Annotated in this window: 20 protein-coding genes; 10 read left to right on the forward strand and 10 right to left on the reverse strand. The window is 36.5% G+C overall.

Features of this window, described 5'->3' with window-relative positions:
• Positions 1-88: 88 nt before the first annotated feature.
• From M0D58_RS03095 to pdhA, 8 genes are all read right to left on the reverse strand, one after another.
• Positions 89-958 carry a hypothetical protein gene (locus M0D58_RS03095; protein ID WP_248393548.1) on the reverse strand — a complete coding sequence of 290 codons (870 nt, stop codon included), beginning with the start codon at positions 956-958 and terminating at the stop codon, positions 89-91.
• The gene (radC, locus tag M0D58_RS03100; RefSeq protein WP_248393549.1) at positions 955-1,632 is read right to left on the reverse strand and encodes a RadC family protein; all 678 of its coding nucleotides are present in this window, start codon (positions 1,630-1,632) and stop codon (positions 955-957) included. The genes M0D58_RS03095 and radC overlap by 4 nt, the downstream gene beginning before the upstream one ends.
• A 9-nt stretch (positions 1,633-1,641) precedes the next feature.
• Entirely contained in the window at positions 1,642-2,406 is a 765-nt protein-coding gene (locus tag M0D58_RS03105) for a DUF6263 family protein (RefSeq protein ID WP_248393550.1), read from the reverse strand.
• 13 nt (positions 2,407-2,419) lie between these two features.
• The gene (locus M0D58_RS03110) at positions 2,420-3,001 is read right to left on the reverse strand and encodes a murein L,D-transpeptidase catalytic domain-containing protein (RefSeq protein ID WP_248393551.1); all 582 of its coding nucleotides are present in this window, start codon (positions 2,999-3,001) and stop codon (positions 2,420-2,422) included.
• 12 nt (positions 3,002-3,013) lie between these two features.
• On the reverse strand, positions 3,014-3,682 hold the full coding sequence (locus M0D58_RS03115; RefSeq protein ID WP_248393552.1) for an ABC transporter ATP-binding protein: 669 nt from the start codon (positions 3,680-3,682) through the stop codon (positions 3,014-3,016).
• A 61-nt stretch (positions 3,683-3,743) separates the two neighbouring features.
• Positions 3,744-4,739, reverse strand: a complete 996-nt coding sequence (locus M0D58_RS03120; RefSeq protein ID WP_248393553.1) for a bile acid:sodium symporter — start codon at positions 4,737-4,739, stop codon at positions 3,744-3,746.
• A 118-nt stretch (positions 4,740-4,857) separates the two neighbouring features.
• Positions 4,858-6,471: a pyruvate dehydrogenase complex dihydrolipoamide acetyltransferase gene (locus M0D58_RS03125; RefSeq protein WP_248393554.1), complete on the reverse strand. Its 1,614-nt coding sequence runs from the start codon at positions 6,469-6,471 to the stop codon at positions 4,858-4,860.
• Positions 6,472-6,579: 108 nt separating this feature from the next.
• Positions 6,580-7,581, reverse strand: coding sequence for a pyruvate dehydrogenase (acetyl-transferring) E1 component subunit alpha (gene pdhA / locus M0D58_RS03130; protein WP_248393555.1), 1,002 nt, complete (start codon positions 7,579-7,581; stop codon positions 6,580-6,582).
• A gap of 127 nt (positions 7,582-7,708) precedes the next feature.
• Between pdhA and M0D58_RS03135 the strand changes: the two genes are divergently transcribed.
• Together M0D58_RS03135 and M0D58_RS03140 are read left to right on the forward strand one after the other, a co-directional pair.
• A complete protein-coding gene (locus M0D58_RS03135; RefSeq protein WP_248393556.1) occupies positions 7,709-8,311 on the forward strand; it encodes a phosphatase PAP2 family protein in 603 nt (200 codons plus the stop codon).
• 9 nt (positions 8,312-8,320) lie between these two features.
• On the forward strand, positions 8,321-8,788 hold the full coding sequence (locus M0D58_RS03140) for a BlaI/MecI/CopY family transcriptional regulator (protein WP_248393557.1): 468 nt from the start codon (positions 8,321-8,323) through the stop codon (positions 8,786-8,788).
• 65 nt (positions 8,789-8,853) lie between these two features.
• Here the strand turns inward: M0D58_RS03140 and M0D58_RS03145 are convergent, their stop codons facing one another.
• A complete protein-coding gene (locus M0D58_RS03145) occupies positions 8,854-10,407 on the reverse strand; it encodes a T9SS-dependent choice-of-anchor J family protein (protein ID WP_248393558.1) in 1,554 nt (517 codons plus the stop codon).
• Between the two features lie 162 nt (positions 10,408-10,569).
• Entirely contained in the window at positions 10,570-10,974 is a 405-nt protein-coding gene (locus M0D58_RS03150) for an RNA-binding regulator (protein ID WP_072882544.1), read from the reverse strand.
• Between the two features lie 388 nt (positions 10,975-11,362).
• On the opposite strand from M0D58_RS03150, the gene M0D58_RS03155 reads away from it, so the two are divergent.
• The 8 genes from M0D58_RS03155 (at position 11,363) to M0D58_RS03190 (ending at position 20,801) form a co-directional block, all read left to right on the forward strand.
• On the forward strand, positions 11,363-11,764 hold the full coding sequence (locus M0D58_RS03155; protein ID WP_248393559.1) for an acyl-CoA thioesterase: 402 nt from the start codon (positions 11,363-11,365) through the stop codon (positions 11,762-11,764).
• Positions 11,761-12,321 (forward strand): helix-turn-helix domain-containing protein, encoded by a 561-nt coding sequence (locus M0D58_RS03160; RefSeq protein ID WP_248393560.1) that lies wholly within the window; start codon positions 11,761-11,763, stop codon positions 12,319-12,321. Before M0D58_RS03155 ends, M0D58_RS03160 begins: the two co-directional genes overlap by 4 nt.
• A gap of 219 nt (positions 12,322-12,540) precedes the next feature.
• Entirely contained in the window at positions 12,541-15,384 is a 2,844-nt protein-coding gene (locus M0D58_RS03165; protein ID WP_248393561.1) for a heavy metal translocating P-type ATPase, read from the forward strand.
• Between the two features lie 65 nt (positions 15,385-15,449).
• Positions 15,450-16,187 carry a DUF72 domain-containing protein gene (locus M0D58_RS03170; protein WP_248393562.1) on the forward strand — a complete coding sequence of 246 codons (738 nt, stop codon included), beginning with the start codon at positions 15,450-15,452 and terminating at the stop codon, positions 16,185-16,187.
• 127 nt (positions 16,188-16,314) lie between these two features.
• Complete coding sequence (locus M0D58_RS03175) at positions 16,315-17,178, forward strand: polysaccharide deacetylase family protein (RefSeq protein WP_248393563.1); 864 nt, start codon at positions 16,315-16,317, stop codon at positions 17,176-17,178.
• Between the two features lie 245 nt (positions 17,179-17,423).
• A complete protein-coding gene (locus M0D58_RS03180; RefSeq protein ID WP_248393564.1) occupies positions 17,424-18,083 on the forward strand; it encodes a YggS family pyridoxal phosphate-dependent enzyme in 660 nt (219 codons plus the stop codon).
• A 56-nt stretch (positions 18,084-18,139) separates the two neighbouring features.
• Positions 18,140-19,324 (forward strand): sigma-54-dependent transcriptional regulator, encoded by a 1,185-nt coding sequence (locus tag M0D58_RS03185; protein WP_248393565.1) that lies wholly within the window; start codon positions 18,140-18,142, stop codon positions 19,322-19,324.
• A 94-nt stretch (positions 19,325-19,418) separates the two neighbouring features.
• Positions 19,419-20,801: an MATE family efflux transporter gene (locus M0D58_RS03190; RefSeq protein ID WP_248393566.1), complete on the forward strand. Its 1,383-nt coding sequence runs from the start codon at positions 19,419-19,421 to the stop codon at positions 20,799-20,801.
• Positions 20,802-20,813 lie beyond the last annotated feature (12 nt).

The following is a 20,813-nucleotide window of genomic DNA, read 5'->3' on the forward strand; positions in this document are numbered from 1 at the left end:
TTAATTTTTAAATTCCCCTTAAAAGACTTCAATTTTTATCGGTATAGTTATCATAAATTCTTTGAATAAGAAATAAATATGCTGAATATTATGAAGAGAGTTTTTCTAAAATTTTACTTTGCAGGTATGTATATTCTTGGAGTTCTCCGCCAAAGCTCTTAAAAAAAATTTCGATCCCGCGAATGTTGCTTCCCATAAAATTAAATTCTTTTTCATGAATATAATTATTCAGGATTTTATCAATTAAAAAAGAAGGTCCGTTTTCGGTTTTATGGTTTTCGTCATTAATTAAAGCCAGTAAAGAAAACTGTGTATGTTCATCTACCAAAACGGCAACGTTAATAAGCTTTTCCTCGAGGTAGGCTGCACAAAGCTTCAATGCATTATGATCATGAAGAAAACTCATATAATCTCTGAATTTTTTAACATCAGTTTGCTTTTTAAGACCTTTAAAATGCTTTTCGATAAATGCAATGTGATTTGTATTGAACTCAATCTCTTTATAAATAAGATGTTGGGCACATTTTGCGGTTGATTTTCGTCCTTTGAAATATTTTTTTCTTCGTAAAATTACATAATCCGAAACCGGAATCTTATAGTTCTTTTTGGTTTTCAAATTTTCTGAAAATGAATTACAATGATTAAAAGAATATAAAAATACTTTATAATTTTTCTTCAGGAATTGTAAAAACCGGTCGTTTATTTTTACATCATCTTTTTCTGAAAAAATGCCTAATTGCTGACAGAACAGCGGCATAATCACAAAATTGATCCCGAACTTTTTTTTCATCGGCACCGGCAAAACAGCTTTGTAATCATCATATACTAAGATCTCCCAATTTCCTGAGAGTTCATCCAATACTTCCTTTTTTGCATACCAGTTTCGCTGCTCAGAGTTTTCCAAGCATATTGTATATTTCTGAAAATCAATTTCATGATATTTAACTTTTCTAATCATAATAATCCGTCGTCTGAAAAGCTAAAATAAGAATTCTGTGTGATGATAAGATGATCGAGAAGCTGGATATTCATTGTTTCTCCTGCGGTCTTTATCTTCCGGGTGATCTCAATGTCTTCACGGCTTGGCTGCAAACTTCCTGAAGGATGATTGTGCGCAATGATAATTCCCGTAGAAAAATGATCTAATGCCGTTTTAAATAAAACCCTGATGTCTACAATGGATTGATTAATTCCTCCCTGTGTCAATTGGGTAAAATGAATGACCTTATTGCTCCTGTTAAGAAAAATGGCCCAGAATTCTTCTGTTCTCAGATCCGACAAGTGGTTTCTAAAAATTTCGTAAGCGGTTCTGCTGCTTGAGATTACAGGTTTTTCCGGCACTTCCTGTCCGGCCCTTCTTCTCCCGATCTCCAGAGCGGCAGCAATGGAAATAGCTTTTACCTCTCCCACTCCTTTAAATTTCATTAAATCTTTTACAGACAGAAGACTGAGCTGATTCCAGTTGTTATCTACCGAGCCCAGAATCCTTCTTGCCAGTTCTACCGCTGTTTCATCCTTATTTCCGCTCCCCATGATGATCGCGAGCAACTCGGAATCGGAAAGTGAACTTTTACCTTTCAGTAAAAATTTTTCCCGGGGCCTGTCATCTTCAGCTAAAAATTTAATAGACATAAAGATAAATTAAAAACCTTCAATTTTTGGAGTAATTGAAAAAGTTGCACTACCGCCACCAATCTGAACCGGCATATTTCTTTCAGCAGAAATCAAAGCTTTTGTCTTACTGTCGAAAACATATTTACCCTTAATATCAGTATCTTTCATCATTCCTTCTACACCCTGCATTGTTGAATTGATGGCAAATTCAACCTTATGATCTTTGGTGCCTTTATACGTAAAACTGCTTGTAACCGGCATAATAGATTTTGTAACCGGATTGGAGGTATCTACCTTCCATGTGAATCCCTCTTCTACTGTTTCTCTTGGAAAAGAAAACGGAATAATATTGTATTGGGTTAAATTGCTTTCATCTGCAGCTTCTCTGGTAAACTTCTGTTTTTCAAGTATATTACCGAATTTATCTATTTTAAATGTAAAAGGATTGTTAATCATCGGCTTAATTTCATCTCCCATTCCATCATCATTGTTAGAAGCCTCTCTTGAATCAAAATGAATTTCTTCCCCAAACATTTTCTGGTTAAAAGTCATTCTCACAATTTCTCCTGTAATATAATAGTTGGAGTTTTTGTCTACAGAATCTACACGGAATTTTACTTCGGTAGCTTCATTCATTCCTCCGTTATTATTGCCATCCGTAGAAGATGCATAAATTAAGGTCTGCTCAAAGCCTTTTGGAAGATTAAGCGACAGATTTTCTTTTTGAAGTTCTTTATTTTGACAAGAGATCACCATTAAAAGTGATGTGGCAAGGATAGAGATGTTTTTCATGAATTATTTAGTTTTAATAAAAAGCGTATAAAATGATCGTTTTTTCCGATTGATTAATAAATTTTGAAGTTTCGTTAAATGCTTTTTTGGAAAGCATGGGACAGCCGAAGCTTAAACATGCAGGCTTGGAAGACTCCCGGTCGGGAATATAATAATAAGAATGAAGCACAATGGCTCTTGATCTTGCATTGCTGTTGGTATCATCAAGACCATCCAGTCGATACGCTTTTCCGAACTTTCCGGAATAACTTTCCCTGATTTCGTATTTTCCCAAAGACGACTGGTGTGAACCGTCAATATTACTGAATTTCAGGGCAGAGGAATTTTTAACTACAGATCCGTCCCCGTGAGCAACAATGGCTTTTTGTAAAATTTTATTGTTTTTAAGGTCGTAAACAAAATACCGGTATTTTCCGGAATGAATTTTAAAATTAATAAAAATCGCAAGATCCTGGTTGTAATCTTTTCCCTTTATGAATTTTTTAATCTCCGAAATTCTTGATACAGGCAGAACAGCAGATGAATCTGAATCCTGAAATTCAAATTTTGAGCATGAAATGAGGAATAAGAGAGAGAGAATAAAGTGTTTCATCATTTGCGGAAATTTTTACTCAATAATCATCCCGTCCTTCATAACCAGTTTCCTGTCGGTGATTTCTGCCAGGTTCGGGTTGTGGGTAACAATTACAAAGGTCTGGTTATATTTATCCCTCAGATCAAAAAATAACCGGTGAAGATCATCCGCATTTTTAGAATCAAGATTTCCTGTGGGTTCATCGGCAAAAATGATTTTCGGAGAATTGATTAAAGCCCTGGCAACAGCAACTCTCTGGGCTTCTCCTCCCGAAAGCTGATTGGGCTTATGATGCAGCCTCTGCTCTATTTTAAGATCTTCAAATAAAGCATACGCCTTCTCCATGGCTTCCTTTTCGTTGGCTCCGGCAATTTTTGTCGGCAAAAGTACATTTTCCAATGCCGTAAATTCGGGAAGCAGCTGATGAAACTGAAATACAAAACCGATATTCTGGTTTCTGAATTTAGAAAGCTGTTTATCGTTCATATTGATAAAAGATTCACCGGCAATGGTAATCTCTGTATCAAACTTCGATGAAGCCGTAGGCTGATCCAGGGTTCCCAAAATCTGTAAAAGGGTAGATTTTCCTGCTCCCGATTCTCCTACAATTGAAACAACCTCACCCATTTTGATATGAATATCAACACCTTTTAATACTTCTAAATTCCCATAAGATTTATGGATATTTCTTGCTTTAATCATAATCCAAAAATAGTGATTTGATTTGAATCCTGAAAAGCAATAAAGAAGGAATTTTATTATGTTATATTTTAGTCATCTGAGATTTTTTCTCAATCTTATTGGCTAGCCAGCTCACATAAAACAGCTGAAAACTGTGATAAATCATCACCGGTAAAAGGAATAATACTTTCTCATCTTCGGCAATTCCGAGAACCATCACAAAAAGACTTCCGTGAACCAATGATTTCTTTGATCCGCAGAATGTTGTCGTTATGATATCTTCTCTTTTAAAATGAAGTTTTTTAGAAATCAGTTTCAGGATTTCATACACTGAAAAAAACAAAGTGATGACGCTTACCGCAATAATGATAAAAATAACCGGCGAAACGGAAGCAAAAACATTTTGGGAAAAAGCTTCTGAAAAACTTTCATAAACAATCAAAAGAATAATCATCTTATCAAATTCTGCAATGATTTTACTGTATTTGGTTACCCAATTTTTCAATAATGGATTTAAAAGCAGACCCAGAATAATTGGTAATAAAACTTTGAGTAATAATTGCTGAATAATCTCAGAATTATCCATATTTTCCTGTCCGGGCTGAATGAAAAAACTCATTAACAAAGGCGTCATTACAATTCCTATAATTCCTGAAATTGATGCATTAAATATAGCCGAAGTAACATTTCCTTTAGCAATGGAAACCATAACAACCGATGATGATACGGTGGACGGAAGACAAGCAAGAAAAAATAGGGAAAGCCAGGTAGTATAATAAGCAGTATCTTTTGCAAATCCATAGAACAGAAATACCAGCAAAGGAAAAAGAATAAAAGTTCCGCACTGTACCAAAAGGTGAAGTTTCCAATTGGATATATCTTTTACAATTTCTTTAATATTAAGCTTTAATCCGTATAATAAAAAAATAGCTGCTATTCCCCAGTCAATGAATCCTGATAAATTGAAATACTGATTATAATTATCTCTGAAAGGAATTAGCTTTCCTGCTGCGACCATTATGATCAGTAATAAAAGAAAAATATTTTGTTTGTCTAATGTTATTTTGCCCAACTTCATAAGCCAAATATAGCAATCATCATTCTAAAATTTACGGATAGTCATTAAAATTAGCTTAAAAATAAAAAAGCTTACCAAATACTGGTAAGCTTTCTATTTATTTAAAATTTTTCCTGAATTACAGTAACAAAGTTAAAGGATTTTCAAGATACGTTTTTAAAGTCTGTAAGAACTGAGCTCCTGTAGCACCGTCTACAACTCTGTGATCACAAGCTAATGAAAGCTTCATGATGTTTCCAACTACGATCTGTCCGTTTTTCACAACCGGTTTTTCAATAATTGCTCCTACTGAAAGGATTGCAGAGTTGGGCTGATTGATGATGCTTGTAAATGTTTCAATACCGAACATTCCAAGGTTTGAAATAGAGAATGTAGAACCTTCCATTTCATTTGCTTTAAGTCCTTTGTTTTTCGCTCTTGCAGCCATATCTTTCACTGCAGCAGAAATCTGGGTATAGTTCATCTGATCTGTATTCTTAAGAACAGGAACAACCAGTCCGTCCGGAATTGCAACCGCTACACCCACATTGATGTTTCCTCTGTGAATGATCTTATCACCTGCCCAGCTTGAATTTACCTGCGGATGTTTTCTTAACGCAACAGCCGTTGCTTTGATGATCATATCATTAAAAGAAATTTTGGTATCCGGTAAAGAGTTGATTTCTTTTCTCGCCTCAATTGCCTTATCCATGTTGATTTCAACCATCAGATAATAGTGAGGAGCCGTGAATTTACTTTCAGAAAGACGTTTTGCGATAACGTTTCTTACCTGTGAATTCGGAGTTTCCGTATCTTCACCCTGAACGAAGCTTAATGCCACCTGTGCGGCAGGACTTGCAGCCGGAGCTGAAGCGGCCGGTTTAGATGCAGAAGGCTGGTAATTTTCAATATCTTTTTTAACGATTCTTCCGTTTTCTCCTGAACCCTGAATGCTATTAATATCAACACCTTTATCCTGCGCCATTTTCTTTGCTAAAGGAGAGATCGCTACTCTGTCTGTAGATGAAGAATCTGCAGCAGGAGCCGCTTTTTCTTCTAATTTAGCTTCCGTTTTCTGTTCAGCAGGCTTTTCTGACGATGAAGAAGCTGCTTTAGGAGCACCAACTCCTGAAACATCCGTTCCTTCTGGTCCGATAATCGCTAAAACTGAATCAACAGGAGCAGCACCACCTTCTTCAACACCTTGCTTTAATAATACTCCGTTGAATTCTGATTCAAAATCCTGAACCGCCTTATCGGTTTCGATTTCAGCAAGGAGATCGCCTTCTTTTACGGTATCGCCAACATTTTTGTGCCATTTAGCCACTTTTCCTTCCGTCATTGTATCGGAAAGTCTTGGCATTGTAATCACTTCCACACCTGCAGGAACCTCAGCATCAGCCTGTTCTATACTGGTTGCATTATTTTCTGTTTTATGGTCTTCGTCCACTTTTTTCTCTTCAGAATCATTGGATTTAGGAGCTTCACCACCAGTTAACCCTGAAATATCTTCTCCTTCATTACCGATAATTGCCAAAACAGAATCTACAGCAGCAGCGCCTCCTTCTTCTACTCCAACGTATAAAAGGGTTCCTTCTACTTCAGATTCAAAATCCTGAACGGCTTTATCAGTTTCAATTTCTGCTAAAATATCTCCTTCCTTTACTTTATCTCCTACTTTTTTATGCCATTTAGCCACTTTTCCTTCCGTCATTGTATCGGAAAGACGTGGCATTGTAATTACTTCTGCCATAATTTATTTTAATTTGAAAATTTGGTAATTTGTTTATTTGAAAATTAAAAAAGATGTGATAATAAATCATTTTCAAATTTTCAAACTTTCAAATTGACTTATTATCTTTTAGTTTTCTAATTTGTCTAAGAACGGGTAATCTTGTTGAGCGTATACATACTCATAGATTTTTTCTGCATCCGGATATGGTGAGTTTTCCATAAATTCGATACACTCTTCCACGAAATCTCTTGATTTGTTATCCATTGCTTCCAATTCTTCGTCGGTAGCCCAGTTGTTTGCCAGGATTCTTTGTTTGATCAGTTCAATAGGATCATCATTTTTGTGAATCGCAACTTCTTCTTTAGATCTGTATGGTTCCGCATCAGACATAGAGTGGCCTCTGTATCGGTATGTTCTTGCTTCGATAAAAGTAGGGCCATCTCCTCTTCTTGCTCTCTCGATTGCTTCATAAGCAGCTTCAGCCACTTTTTCAGGATCCATTGCATCTACTGCAAGACAAGGCATTTCGTAACCCAACCCTAATTTATAAATATCCTCGTGGTTGGCGGTTCTTTTTACAGAAGTTCCCATTGCATACTGGTTGTTTTCCACAACAAAAACTACCGGAAGTTTCCAGTTCATCGCCATGTTAAACGTTTCATGTAATGAACCCTGTCTTGCCGCTCCGTCTCCAAAGAAGCAGATATTTACCGCTTTTCTGTCAAAATACTGATCTGCAAAAGCGATCCCGGCACCTAAAGGAATCTGCCCACCTACAATACCGTGGCCTCCGTAAAACCTGTGTTCTTTGCTGAAGATGTGCATAGATCCACCCATACCTCCTGACGTACCTGTAGCTTTACCGCAAAGTTCGGCCATAATTCTTTTAGGATCTACCCCCATCGCCATCGGATGGATGTGGCATCTGTAAGCAGTGATCATACTGTCTTTGGTTAAATCCATTGCATGGGTAAATCCTGCGGGAATAGCTTCCTGACCGTTATACAAATGTAAAAAACCTCTGATTTTTTGCTTTAGATAAAGAGAACGGCATTTGTCTTCAAACCTTCTCCACATTGTCATATCTTCATACCACTTCAGGTATACCTCTTTAGAAAATTCTTTCATGTGTTGAGCTCTTGCTTATTTATTATGAAATAGTTGAGCAAAATTATAAAAAAAACTTTGTTTTTATTGTATACCTGCCCATTGTTTTTTTGCTTATAATATTATATTTACATTGTCAAACTTAATTATGGAAGAAAAACAGCCTTCATTTATTCATAAAATCTCAAGAATTATATCAGACTTTTTTAATCCACTGGTATCTTTAATTATTTTTTTTATTTACATGAGCATTAAAAATTATGCTTTAAACGATTCCCTCCTCTACTTTCTTCCGATTGTATTAATGATCATTCTCCCTGTAATTATCTGGCTGGTATGGAATGTGAAAACCGGAAGGTATACCAATATGGATGTTTCTAACCGAAATCAGCGCAAAAGTTTATATTTTTTCATTGCTGCCTGTGTAATCTCTTATCTTGCTTTTAATTATTTCAAAAACGGATATATTGATTTTGTCATGCTTTTCATTCTGATTTTGCTTATTGCCATGCAGATCAGTAACTATTATATTAAAAGTTCAATGCACACTGCTTTCAACGTTTTTGTTGCAGCGTTGTTTTTCGCTATTGATACAGGTGCCGGACTGATATGGCTGGGTATAGCAGCGCTGGTAGGTGTTACGCGGGTTATTTTGAAAAGGCATACACCGAGGGAAGTATTCATGGGCGCCGGAATTGCCATTGTAGTATCTTTTATTTATCTTTATTGCAACATTCAGTTTCAACATTAAGAATTTCATATGAAAATAAATCATCTTACATCTGCTGAGGAAAACTTAATGAGACTTTTGTGGAAGCTCGGGTCTTTTTATCTGAAAGATATTATGGAACAGCATCCGGAACCGAAACCACATCAGAATACAGTTTCAACTTATTTAAAAATACTGACGGAAAAAGGATATCTTTCAACAGAAAAAGAAGGAAGAATATTCAGGTACCAGACAATTGTACCGGCTGAAGAATACAGAAAATTCTTACTTATCCAGCTTTCCGATAATTTTTTCAGCAGTTCCGGAAAAGAAATAGTAAGCTTTATGGTTCAAGAGCAGTTGATTTCAGCAGATGATCTGAAAGATTTTAATATTGATATTGATCCCGTATTGAAAAAAGAACCTGCGTTTGAATATGCCAATGAAATTCTCAATCCTAAAAAAGATAAAAAGAAAAGCAAGGATAAAAAGAAGAAAAAAAAGAAAGAAAAGGAATAAAACTTTCAACATAAAAAAAGGCTGCCTCAACCCTGAGACAGCCTTATTAATTCAATATATATCTTCTAGTCTTTAACTATTTTGAAAGACTGATCTTTTCCTTCGGATTTCACCCTTAATAAATAAACACCTTTTTTCAGGTCTGAAACATTTACCTGTCTGGCATCTTTGTCAATGGTTCTGATAAGCTGTCCTGTAAGTGAGAATATTTCAATACTGTTAAGCTTTTTATCAGAATTGATGTTCAACACATCTTTTACAGGATTAGGATAGATTTTAACATCCTCCGTATTTCTTGTTACATCATTTACAGCCAGTGAAGATCCATCTACAACAGAAACATTATCTACATCTATACCTCTTGCCCAGTTTGAAGTTCCCTCAAAAGCAATGGTATAATTTGCAGACTTATTCGGAAGCGGTATCGTTACATCAAGCCATGCTGCATTTTCCGTTGTGTATGAGCTTCCTATCTGTGTCCAGGCATCGGAAGGATTTGCTTTATAGTAAATTCTCAGTTCATCCACATCGCCAAACCAGTTTACATTCGCAAGACTGAATCTTAATTGAGGCGTTGCAAGTGCGGAAATATTTAAAACAGGCATTAATAACTTCGCTTTATTTCCCGCGGTTGTCGTTCTGAATTCTGCCATTCTCGGAGCAGATTTAGGCGTTATTGAACTGTTTCCGTTTGCTGTTACGTAACTCCATGTCGCAGTTCCCCCTCCTGAAACGGCTTCATTCGCCCAGCATGAAGGGATCGTTGCTGTATCAAAGTTTTGCGTATAAGGGAATGATGAAACCGGAGTACAGGTTGTTGTAAATGATTTTACAGCAGTCCACGCACTGAAACCGTTTGCTCCGCAGTTGGATCGTACATAAAACTGATATCCTGTTGAAGGTGTAAGACTGGGAATAGTAGCAGAAGTAGTTGACGAAGTAATAACCGTACCCGTGCCCTGAGTAAATCCTGTAGGACCATATTCAATCTGATACGTGGCACCTGAGGTAGGAGATGCAGTCCAGCTTACATTTGCTGAATTTGATAATACTGAGTTTACCGTAACACCTGAAGGAGAATCACATGCCGGAATAGCTCCCACGGAAATGTCGTCCAGATCAAAAAAGAACATATCGGTTGTAGCAGAGTGAAAACCTATATAAATAGTCTGTCCTACATATGCGGAAAGATTATAGGTATACCTGTAAAAATTAGCCCCGCTTGCAGGTGCTACAGAAGCAGCTAACGTATTTGTAAAAGCGGCCGCTGTAGGCGTTGTGGTTGAAATTCTTACACTGATTGTTTCAGGATACTGAGGATCACGGCTCCTGGCATAAAAAGAAAGGAAGTCGCTCACACCGGCAGTTACCGTAATAGCAGGAGTAACCAAATAATCATCGTGAGCTGAAGAACCATAACCTATCGAGACTGTATTTGTACCACTGTAAGCGGTAATATTTCCTGCGGTATAGTCTACAATAGACCATGTATTGGTATCTCCGCCGTTTAGGACTGTCCAACCTGCCGGAATTGTTGTTCCAGCATCAAAATTCTGGGTGAATTGCGCATTGGCAATAAATGGCATTGCGAATAATGCCAAAAGTAATTTTCTTCTCATAATCATTAATTTAATTATGTTAACTTACAAATATTCTGTGAGTTAACCAAATAAATCATGAAAAAAATACGAGAAAGACAATATCATTACATTTTTGATAATATAATTACAATATCACAACGACATAAAAAAAGCGGCTCTTTTCAGAGCCGCTTATATTTTTTACCAACGTTTTCCACCGCCGTTACCGCCACGGTCTCCACCGCCGTAACCGCCACCGCTTCTGTTGTTACCTCCGTAACCTCCACTTCTGTTACCACCTCCGTAACTTCCGCCGCCTCTGTTACCTCCGCCTGCGTTGTTACTGAAAGTTCTTCTTGGCTTTTCCTCTCTTGGTTTTGCCTCTGAAACATTAAGTGTTTTTCCGTTGAATTCTTTCTGATTAAGAGCCTCAACAGCCTGCTGACCTTCAGCGTCTTCCATTTCGATGAAACCGAAACCTCTTGAACGGCCAGTTTCTTTGTCTGTAATGATTTTTACTGAAGAAACTTCTCCAAATTCTGAGAATAGATCTTGCAACTCGTAGTCTTTCGTTGCGTAGTTGATGTTTGAAACAAAAATGTTCATCTGAGTTAAAAAATTAAAAATGTTAAAAATGATTTGGTTTATAAAAGAAAAACAACATAAAGAATGAACAAATATTGATTCCAGATATAAGACAGGTGCAATATACAACTTATAATTTCATATCAAAAGCTTTTTTTAAAAAAAATTAATAAAATTTTCAATCAAAATATACCTTTGTTAAAAAGTATTAATTCATCATCAAATATTTATGAATATTTATTAAAATATTAATTTTTGATAAGACTCTAAGCTAAATTTGTAATAAAATTTTTCTTCATCACTGAAGTTCATTGAGAAAATAAATAATTTTCTTTCAGATGTTAAATGTAAATCAGTTGGACTTTGCCTGTTTTAAACACTAAATTTGCCTAGGGAAAAATCAACAATTATGAATTATCATACCAGAAAATGGGTAAAACCCGAAGATCTCAATCCTAACCAGTCTTTATTCGGTGGAAGATTATTGCAGTGGATTGATGAAGAAGCAGCATTGTACGCAGTAATTCAGCTTGAAAATAAAAAAGTAGTTACCAAATTTATCTCAGAAATTAATTTTGTAAGTTCTGCCAAACAGGGAGACATTATTGAAATCGGAATTGAAGTTTCTGGATTCGGATCAACTTCTCTTACCCTGAAGTGTGATGTAAGAAATAAAATGACCCATCAGACCATTATTACCGTTGATAAAATTGTTATGGTAAATCTTGATGAAAACGGAAATCCTGCGCCACACGGCAAAACTAAAGTAGAATTTGTAAAAGACAGGCTGAGCAAGCAGATCCCGGAATGAAGATCTATATAAAAAATATGGTGTGTGAAAGATGCATCACTGCGGTTTCGGGTATTTTTAACGAAATAAATATCGACGTTAAAAGTATAAGTCTCGGTGAAGTGGAGACTTCACCTGATGTTCCTGAAGAAAAACTTTTACAGTTGGAAAAATTACTGGAAAAAACAGGTTTTGAAAGGATTAAAGATTCTTCCCGCCAGATTATTGAAAAAATTAAAAACCTCATCATTACAAAAATCAGCGAACTGGATATTGATGAGGATTTTCTCCTCTCTGATTTTCTGAGCAATACATTTAATAAAGAGTACAGCACACTCTCCAAAACTTTTTCTCAAAACGAAAATATTACCCTGGAGCAGTTTTTTATCCTTCAAAAAATTGAAAAAGTAAAAGAACTCCTTCTTTACAATGAGTTTACTTTAACAGAAATTGCAGGAAAACTTGGCTATAAAAGTGTTCAGCATCTATCGTCTCAGTTCCGGAACAGCACCGGTTTTACACCCACAGAATTTAAAAAACTGAAAGTCCACAACCGGAAACCGCTGGATCAGATTTAAACAAGTTTGAGCGTTTTAGAGTTTTAGTTTTATAGTATTTACTTTTGCTGACAGTGAAATATTTAATCAAAACTTATATAACATTACAATATTACAACTCCTACTCTATAATTCTCCAACCCTACACTCAAAGTCAGACAAAATTCTGTAAACATTATCCTTAAATCTATAACAGCCTTCCGGTACAATTTTGGAAATTTGTATGATAAATAAAGAATCATGCAATATCAATATACAGTTTTAGGAATGACCTGCTCCGGGTGTCAGAAAAAGATTTCTGAAAAACTCAATAGTCTGGAAGATATAAAAGCCGATGTTAATCTTGAAAACAGCACGGTAACCATTACTTCAGATAAGAAAGCAGATCTGAATTTTTTAAATGACGCTCTTAAAGAAGCGGGAAATTACAGTTTGGAAATCCCCTCTAAACAAAATAATGTTTTTGTAAAACCTCAGGATCGTGTTTCCCCTTCATCCGTATATTATTGCCCAATGGAATGTGAAGGCGAAAAAGTGTACTTCCAGCAGGGAAAAAGATGTCCTGTCTGCAATATGTACTTCGTTCCCGTTGAAGATAAATTAGCAAAAGATCCCAATTACAAACCAGCATATTCTTCTTCAAATCTTCCGGAAAATTTTAAAGATCATATTGGTGAATATTATTGTCCCATGTTTTGCGAAGGCGATAAAATTTATCCTGAACAAGGAGACTGCCCTGTCTGCAATATGCATCTGGAAGAAATTACTGAAGGGCTGGTTAAAAATTCAGGAACACAAAATCATCATCATTCACACCAAGATGATCATCATCATCACGAGCCGCCAAAAGTAACCGATGCTATGGCGGGAAAGTATTACTGTCCCATGTTGTGTGAAGGCGATAAAGTCTACGACTCAAATGTAGGCTGCCCTGTCTGCGGAATGGATCTCGTAAAATATCCTGAAAAAAAGACAGCAAAATACACTTGTCCCATGCACCCGGAAATTATCCGTAATGAACTCGGAGACTGCCCGATTTGCGGAATGGACCTGGTGAGGATGCCAGAAAAAGAAGACGATAGTGAAGATGAAACCTACAAAATTTTAAAGAAAAAATTTATTATTTCACTGGTATTTACACTTCCTGTTTTCATTCTCTCTATGGGAGGAATGTTTATTAACTTTCCGTTTTCTCATGAGGTTCAGGGAATCATTGAATTGATTCTAACGCTTCCCGTGCTCTTTTATTCGGGTTGGTTCTTAATGAAAAGAGGCTGGGTTTCATTTAAAACATGGAACCTAAATATGTTCAGTCTGATCGCTCTTGGTGTTGCGGCAGCTTTTATTTTCAGTATTATAGCATTGCTCTTCCCTGATATTATTCCTCACCAAATCCGCGGAGAGCATCACGAAACGCCTTTATATTTTGAAGCGGTATGTGTAATTTTAACGCTGGTCATTTTAGGTCAGTTAATGGAAGCGGCAGCTCACAGGAAAACAGGAAATGCCATCCGCGAATTAATGAACCTTTCCCCCGACGAAGCCAATGTTATCATCAACGGGGAAGAAAAAAAAATACTGCTTTCACAGGTTAAAATCGGTGACATTCTTAAAGTGAAACCAGGCGAGAAAATACCTGTTGACGGAAAAATTACGGAAGGAAGTTCCAATGTTGATGAAAGTATGATCACCGGCGAGCCGCTTCCTGTGGAGAAAAAAATTAATGATAAAGTTTCATCAGGAACCATTAACGGAAATCAGGTTTTCATTATGAAAGCTGAAAAAGTAGGAGAAGATACATTGCTGTCACATATCATAAAGATGGTTAACGAAGCCAGCAGAAGCAAAGCTCCTATCCAGAAGCTTACCGATAAGGTTTCAAAAATATTTGTTCCGGCAGTTATTTTGGCAGCTGTTCTCACATTTATCCTTTGGCAGCTTTTCGGCCCTGAAGAAAAGAGAAGTCTTTTTGCGTTTGTGAATGCTGTCGCCGTTTTAATTGTTGCCTGTCCCTGTGCTTTGGGCCTTGCTACACCGATGTCTCTGATGGTAGGAATTGGTAAAGGTGCCAGAAACGGAATTTTAATAAAAAATGCCGAAGCGCTTGAACAAATGAATAAAGTAAATGTTTTAATTACCGACAAAACAGGAACCTTAACCGAAGGAAAGCCTTCTGCAGAACATATCGAGACGATGAACGCCGATAGAAATTTAATCCTGAAATTAGCTTATTCTTTAAATCAAAATTCGGAACATCCTTTGTCCAGTGCCGTTATAAAAAAGGCAAAAGAAGAAAATATTAAAGCAGAAAAGGTTGAAAAATTTGAAAATATCTCCGGTAAAGGAGTGAAAGGAATAATTGACGGAAAAACAGTATATGTAGGAAATGAGAGTCTTCTTTCCGCTCATCGTATTTCCATTCCTGAAAACCTGAAACAAAAAGCGGCAGAAGTGCAATCGAAGGCCCATACCGTTTCTTATGTTGCAGAAAACGAAAGCGTATTGGGATTCATAAGTTTTACCGATAAAATAAAGGAAAATGCTAAAAGATCAATCCAGCAACTGGTAAATGAAGGAATTGAAGTGATTATGCTGACCGGAGATAATGAACACACAGCAAAAGCCGTTGCTGATGAACTCGGAATTAAACATTTTAAAGCCAATTGCCATCCTGAAGATAAACTCAATGAAGTAAAAAAACTACAACAGCAGGGAAAAATTGTTGCCATGACCGGCGATGGGATCAACGACTCTCCTGCCCTTGCCCAGGCCAATATCGGGATTGCGATGGGAACAGGAACCGACGTTGCCATGGAAAGCGCCGAAATCACTTTATTGAAGGGGGATATCTCGGGAGTGGCAAAATCAAGGATTCTCAGTGAAAAACTTCTGAAAAATATTAAAGAAAATCTGTTTTTTGCCTTTATCTATAATGTCTTGGGAATTCCGGTTGCGGCAGGATTATTGTATCCGTTTTTCGGAATATTATTGTCACCAATGATCGCAGCGGCAGCTATGAGTGTAAGTTCACTTTCTGTCATTTTAAATTCGTTGCGATTAAATTCGGTCGATCTGAATAAATAATTTAATCTTCCGGAGATTTCACAAATTTGTCAGATACTTGGGAAAATTTTAATTAAAAATCACCTATGGAAAGTATGAAAAAAGAAAATCTATACATCGGCTGTTCGGGTTTTTACAATAATGACTGGAAGGGATCGCTGTATCCGGAAGATGCCAGAAGTAAAGACTTTCTTACCTTATATTCTCAGAAATTCAACTCTGTTGAAATCAATTCTACTTTTTACAGAAAGCCGACTGCAAAAACATTGATCAAATGGACGGATGAAACCCCTGATGATTTTAGATTTTTCATTAAAATTCCGAAAACCATTTCTCATGAAAAAAGGATGAAGGAGTGCAAAGAGGAAATCATTGCTTTTTGTGAACATATTGGATCTCATCTGAAAGAAAAATTGTCCGGTTTCCTGTATCAGTTTCCGCCATCTTTCAAAAACACTCCGGAAAATTTAGATACAATTCTTCAAAATATTGATTTCAATTACTTAAATGTTATTGAATTCCGCCATGATTCATGGTGGAATGAAGAGGTTTTTAACATACTTAAAGAAAATAATATTGTCGTTTCAGGTGTAAGTTTTCCCGGAAATCTGCCGGAAGATGTCATCATCAATCATCCTGCTATTCTCTATTACAGGCTTCATGGTAAACCTGTGCTCTACAAGTCCGAGTACAGTGAAGAATTCCTTGAAGATTTAGCGAAAAAAATTAACACAGCTCAACATAAGACCTTTATATTTTTCAATAATACCTGGGGAACTTCAGCTGTCAAAAACGGATTATATTTAAAAAGTATTCTGGAATAAAAAACGCTCCATAAATAATTTATTAAAATAAAATTAAAATCAAAATAAGCCTATAAAAAGGTATAATTTTTGTTAATAATTATTTGGATTTTTAACAAATTTTAACAACTCAATTCCATTTAATTTTATGACAAAAACCTTTGCGGAAAAGTCTCTAAAAAAGACTTTTCTTGGGATGTTTGCATTGATGAGTGCAACTTCAGTTCTGTGTAACAGCTGTAATCAGAAAAAAGACAAGAAAGAATCAGAAAAAATGATTCAGAAAGACCATCCCGTCGCAAAAGCTGTCCCCAAAATTGATGAAATTGTTCCGCCCGACAAAAGAGTAATCTACCTCACATTCGATGACGGGCCCAACCGTGGAACGGAAAACCTTCTTAGAATTCTACACAAAAGAAATGTCTGCGCCACTGCTTTTCTCGTAGGAAAACATGTTTACGGCAGCAAAAAACAAGAGCAGGACCTTCAGCTTCTTAGAAAAGATAAGCTGATCGAACTTGCCAATCACAGTTTTACGCATGCTCATAACAAATACACCGATTTTTATAAAAATCCGGTAGCAGTTGTTCATGATTTTGATACGGCTAAAGACAGCCTGAAACTCTACGATAAAATTGCAAGAACACCCGGACGAAACATCTGGAGACTGAACAATATTACCGTTACCGACCTGAAAAGCTCCGCAGAAGCCGCAAACAGTCTGAAAAAAGCGGGTTATAAAGTCATCGGATGGGACCTTGAATGGAAACCAACCAATAAAATGGCCTTAAAAGGAAATCATGAAGCCATGATGAAAAAAGTAGACAGTATCTTTTTTAACGATCTTGAAAAAACTTCCAGGCACCTGGTTTTTCTTACCCATGATCAGTATTTAACAGATGCAGATTCTATTAACGAGCTTGATCTTTTTATTGAGAAACTTCAGAAAAGTAACCGTTTTGTTTTCAGAAAAATCTCGGAATATCCGGGAATTAATGAAATACTGAACTGAATATTTCTTTAAACTTTATTTGATTTTTAATTACCACAAAAGACCCAAAAGATTAAAAATATATTTAAAGTTGTTTATTAGTAGGATATAATAAGATCTCATAAGTTTTTAAAAATCTTTAATTTTTATTTTTGTGATCTTTGTTTATCTAAAATAATTTCAAACTAATCTTTTGTGTCTTTTGCGGTTAAATTAAAATTGACAATCTGATTACATTTTAATTTAAAATTCAGAAATTTGCAGGTATGAGTATTCAGGAAAATTATAACATTGTAAAAAGCAGGCTTCCTCAGCATGTAGAATTGGTGGCAGTTTCAAAAACCCACCCGGTTTCTGCGATTCAGGAAGTTTATGATCTTGGGCAACGGATTTTCGGGGAAAACAAAGTACAGGAGCTGAGTGAAAAATATCCACTTCTTCCAAAAGATATCCAATGGCATCTGATAGGACATCTCCAAACCAATAAAGTAAAATTTATTGCTGAATTTATTGATACCATCCAGAGTGTGGACTCGGAAAAACTGATTCGGGAAATCAATAAAGAAGCGGCAAAACATAACCGTACCATCAAAGTTTTACTTCAGGTAAAAATTGCTGAAGAAGAAACCAAGTTCGGCCTCGAAACAGAAGAAGCAAAAATTCTGTACCAGAAATACCTCAGCGGAGAGTTTCCAAATATTCTTATCACCGGTTTAATGGGAATGGCTACTTTTACTGAAGATGAAAACCAGATAAAAAAGGAATTTTTAAACCTTAAAAAGCTTTTTGATGAATTAAATCAACAACAGCCTTTAGAAACATTATCAATGGGAATGAGTGACGACTTCCCGATTGCCATTGAATGCGGAGCCAATTCGGTGCGTGTGGGATCGGCAATTTTCGGCAGAAGAGATTATTCAAATTAGTGTATTAGGTATAGTTTTTGCTAATAATTCAATCAAAAAAATCTAAATTTGCAACTATGCAAAAAATCCTTATTGTAGAAGACGAAAAAGCAATCTCCGGAGTACTCCAAAGTATTCTTTCCGATGAACTTACAGAATATGAATTTGTAATCGCCGAAGACGGCCTTGAAGGTTATAAACAGGTAGAAAAAGAAGATTTCGCACTGGTAATTTCAGATATTAAAATGCCTAAACTTTCCGGAACCGAACTTTTGAAACAGAGTTTAACCCTTAAGCCGGAATCCACTTTCATTATGATTTCAGGACATGCAGACATTGATTCTGCTGTTTCCTGCCTTAAAGACGGCGCATATGATTTCATCTCCAAACCTATTGATATCAACAGACTGATTACCAGTGTAAAAAATGCTTTAGCCAAAGAAAGCCTGAAGAAGGAAAACAAAAACCTTCAGACAGAAAACAAAACGCTTAAAAGAAAGGTAAGCAAAAAATATCAGATGATTGGTGAATCTGCAGGTTTAAAGAAGATTCAGGATATGATCGAGAAGGTAGCCGTATCTGATGCAAGGGTTTTAATTACGGGGCCGAACGGAGCCGGAAAAGAGCTTGTAGCTCACGCTATCCACAACCAGAGCGACAGAGCCAGAGGACCAATGGTAGAAGTAAACTGTGCCGCGATTCCTTCCGAATTGATAGAATCTGAGTTGTTCGGGCACGTGAAAGGATCTTTTACGGGAGCAATTAAAGATAAACAGGGAAAATTCGAGCAGGCCAACGGCGGAACTATTTTCCTGGATGAGATCGGTGATATGAGCCTTATTGCCCAGGCAAAAGTTTTAAGAGCGTTGCAGGAAAGCAAAGTATCTCCTGTAGGAAGTGATAAGGAAATAAAGGTTGATGTAAGAGTTCTTGCCGCTACCAATAAAAACATGCAGAAAGAAATTGAAGCCGGAAGATTCCGTGAGGACCTTTATCACAGACTTTCTGTTATTGAAATCTATGTACCGCCATTGGATGAAAGAAAGGAAGACATCAAATCTCTGGTTGAACATTTCGCCGGAATAATCTCTGATGAGCACGGAACTGCTCCTAAGAAATTTGATGATAAAGCTATCGAAGCTTTAAAAGCACTTTCCTGGACAGGAAATATCAGAGAGCTAAGAAACGTTGTGGAAAGGCTGATCATTTTAGGAGGAAACACTGTTTCTGCCGACGACGTTGCAAGTTTTGTAAGGAAATAATGTAAGTATTACTTCAAATAAATTATGAAAATTGCAGTATCAAATGTTACTGCAATTTTTTTTTGATTAAAAAAGATATGCACCTCAAACTATTATGAACTTTTTAAATAAAAACTATACTAAAGAATGCCTTACACTGGCCCTTCCGGTAATGCTTACACAGGTTGGACAGGTTTCGGTAAATCTTTTTGACAATATTATTGTGGGAAAACTGCTGGGAGCTGATGCACTTGCCTCTGTTTCATTGGGAAACGCTGTTTTTTTCTCCATGTTTGTGCTTGCTTTGGGATTTTCCTTCGCTATTCCGCCGCTTGTTTCGGAGGCTCATTCGAAGCATGACCATAAAACCATCAACTCGGTTTTCAGTCATGGCTTTATCATCAATATGACAGTCGGAATTATTTTAATGGGAGTTCTGCTTTTAGCAATGCCGTTGCTTTACCATTCGGGGCAGCCGGAAAAAATTATTCCGGATACGGTAGATTTCCTTACCATTATGGCAATCAGTATTGTTCCTTTTATGGCTTTTCAGACACTTCGGGAAGTTTCGGAAGGGTTATCGTATACGATTGGTGTTACAAAAGCCACAATTATTGCGAATATTATCAATATTGTTTTAAATTATGTTTTCATTAAAGGTTTGTTCGGGCTTCCGCCAATGGGAGTAAAAGGTTCCGCATTAGCCAGTCTTATTGCCAGAATATTTATGGTGGTGTTCCTGTATTTCGTCCTTTTGAATCAGGAAAAAACCAGACGCTATATCATAGATTTTTCTTTAAAAATTGAAGTGTTTTCTAAAAAAATGTTTGATAAAATGGTAAGATTAGGTTTGCCGACTGCCCTCCAGATGTTTTTTGAGGTAACGGCTTTTGCCGGTGCGGCTTTTATCTGCGGGCTGATTTCAGCACATGATATCGCTTCCCACCAGATTGCTTTAAGCATGGCATCATTTACATTTAATTTATGTATCGGGTTCAGTGTTGCTTCTACAGTGATGATCGGCAGAAAACTGGGCGAACAAAACTTTACGGAATTAAGAAAAGTTGGAATTAACAACCTGAAGATCGCTTTTATTTTTATGGCCATCTGCGGAATTGTTTTTATCCTGGGGAGAAATATCCTGCCTACTTTTTTCACCAAAAAAGAAGAAGTTGAAGTAATTGCACTGGCTGCAAAATTAATGATCATTGCCGCTCTATTCCAGCTTTCGGACGGAATTCAGGTTACTGCGTTAGGAACCCTCAGAGGAATGCAGGATGTAAAAGTTCCCTCCATCTATACTTTTATTGCCTACTGGATTATTACGATTCCGCTAGGATATTTTCTTTGCGTAACCTTAAAAATGGGAGCTTTCGGAATGTGGATTGCATTAGGTCTCGGACTTACAATTTCCGCTTTATTTCTGGTAAAAAGGTTTCTTAATCTGTCTGCGAAAAGAATTAAAAGTAATATGAAAAATGAATTGAAAGCACAATAATCAACAAGTATT

It is taken from the genome of Chryseobacterium nepalense (assembly GCF_023195755.1).
GTDB classification, from domain to species: Bacteria; Bacteroidota; Bacteroidia; order Flavobacteriales; family Weeksellaceae; genus Chryseobacterium; species Chryseobacterium nepalense.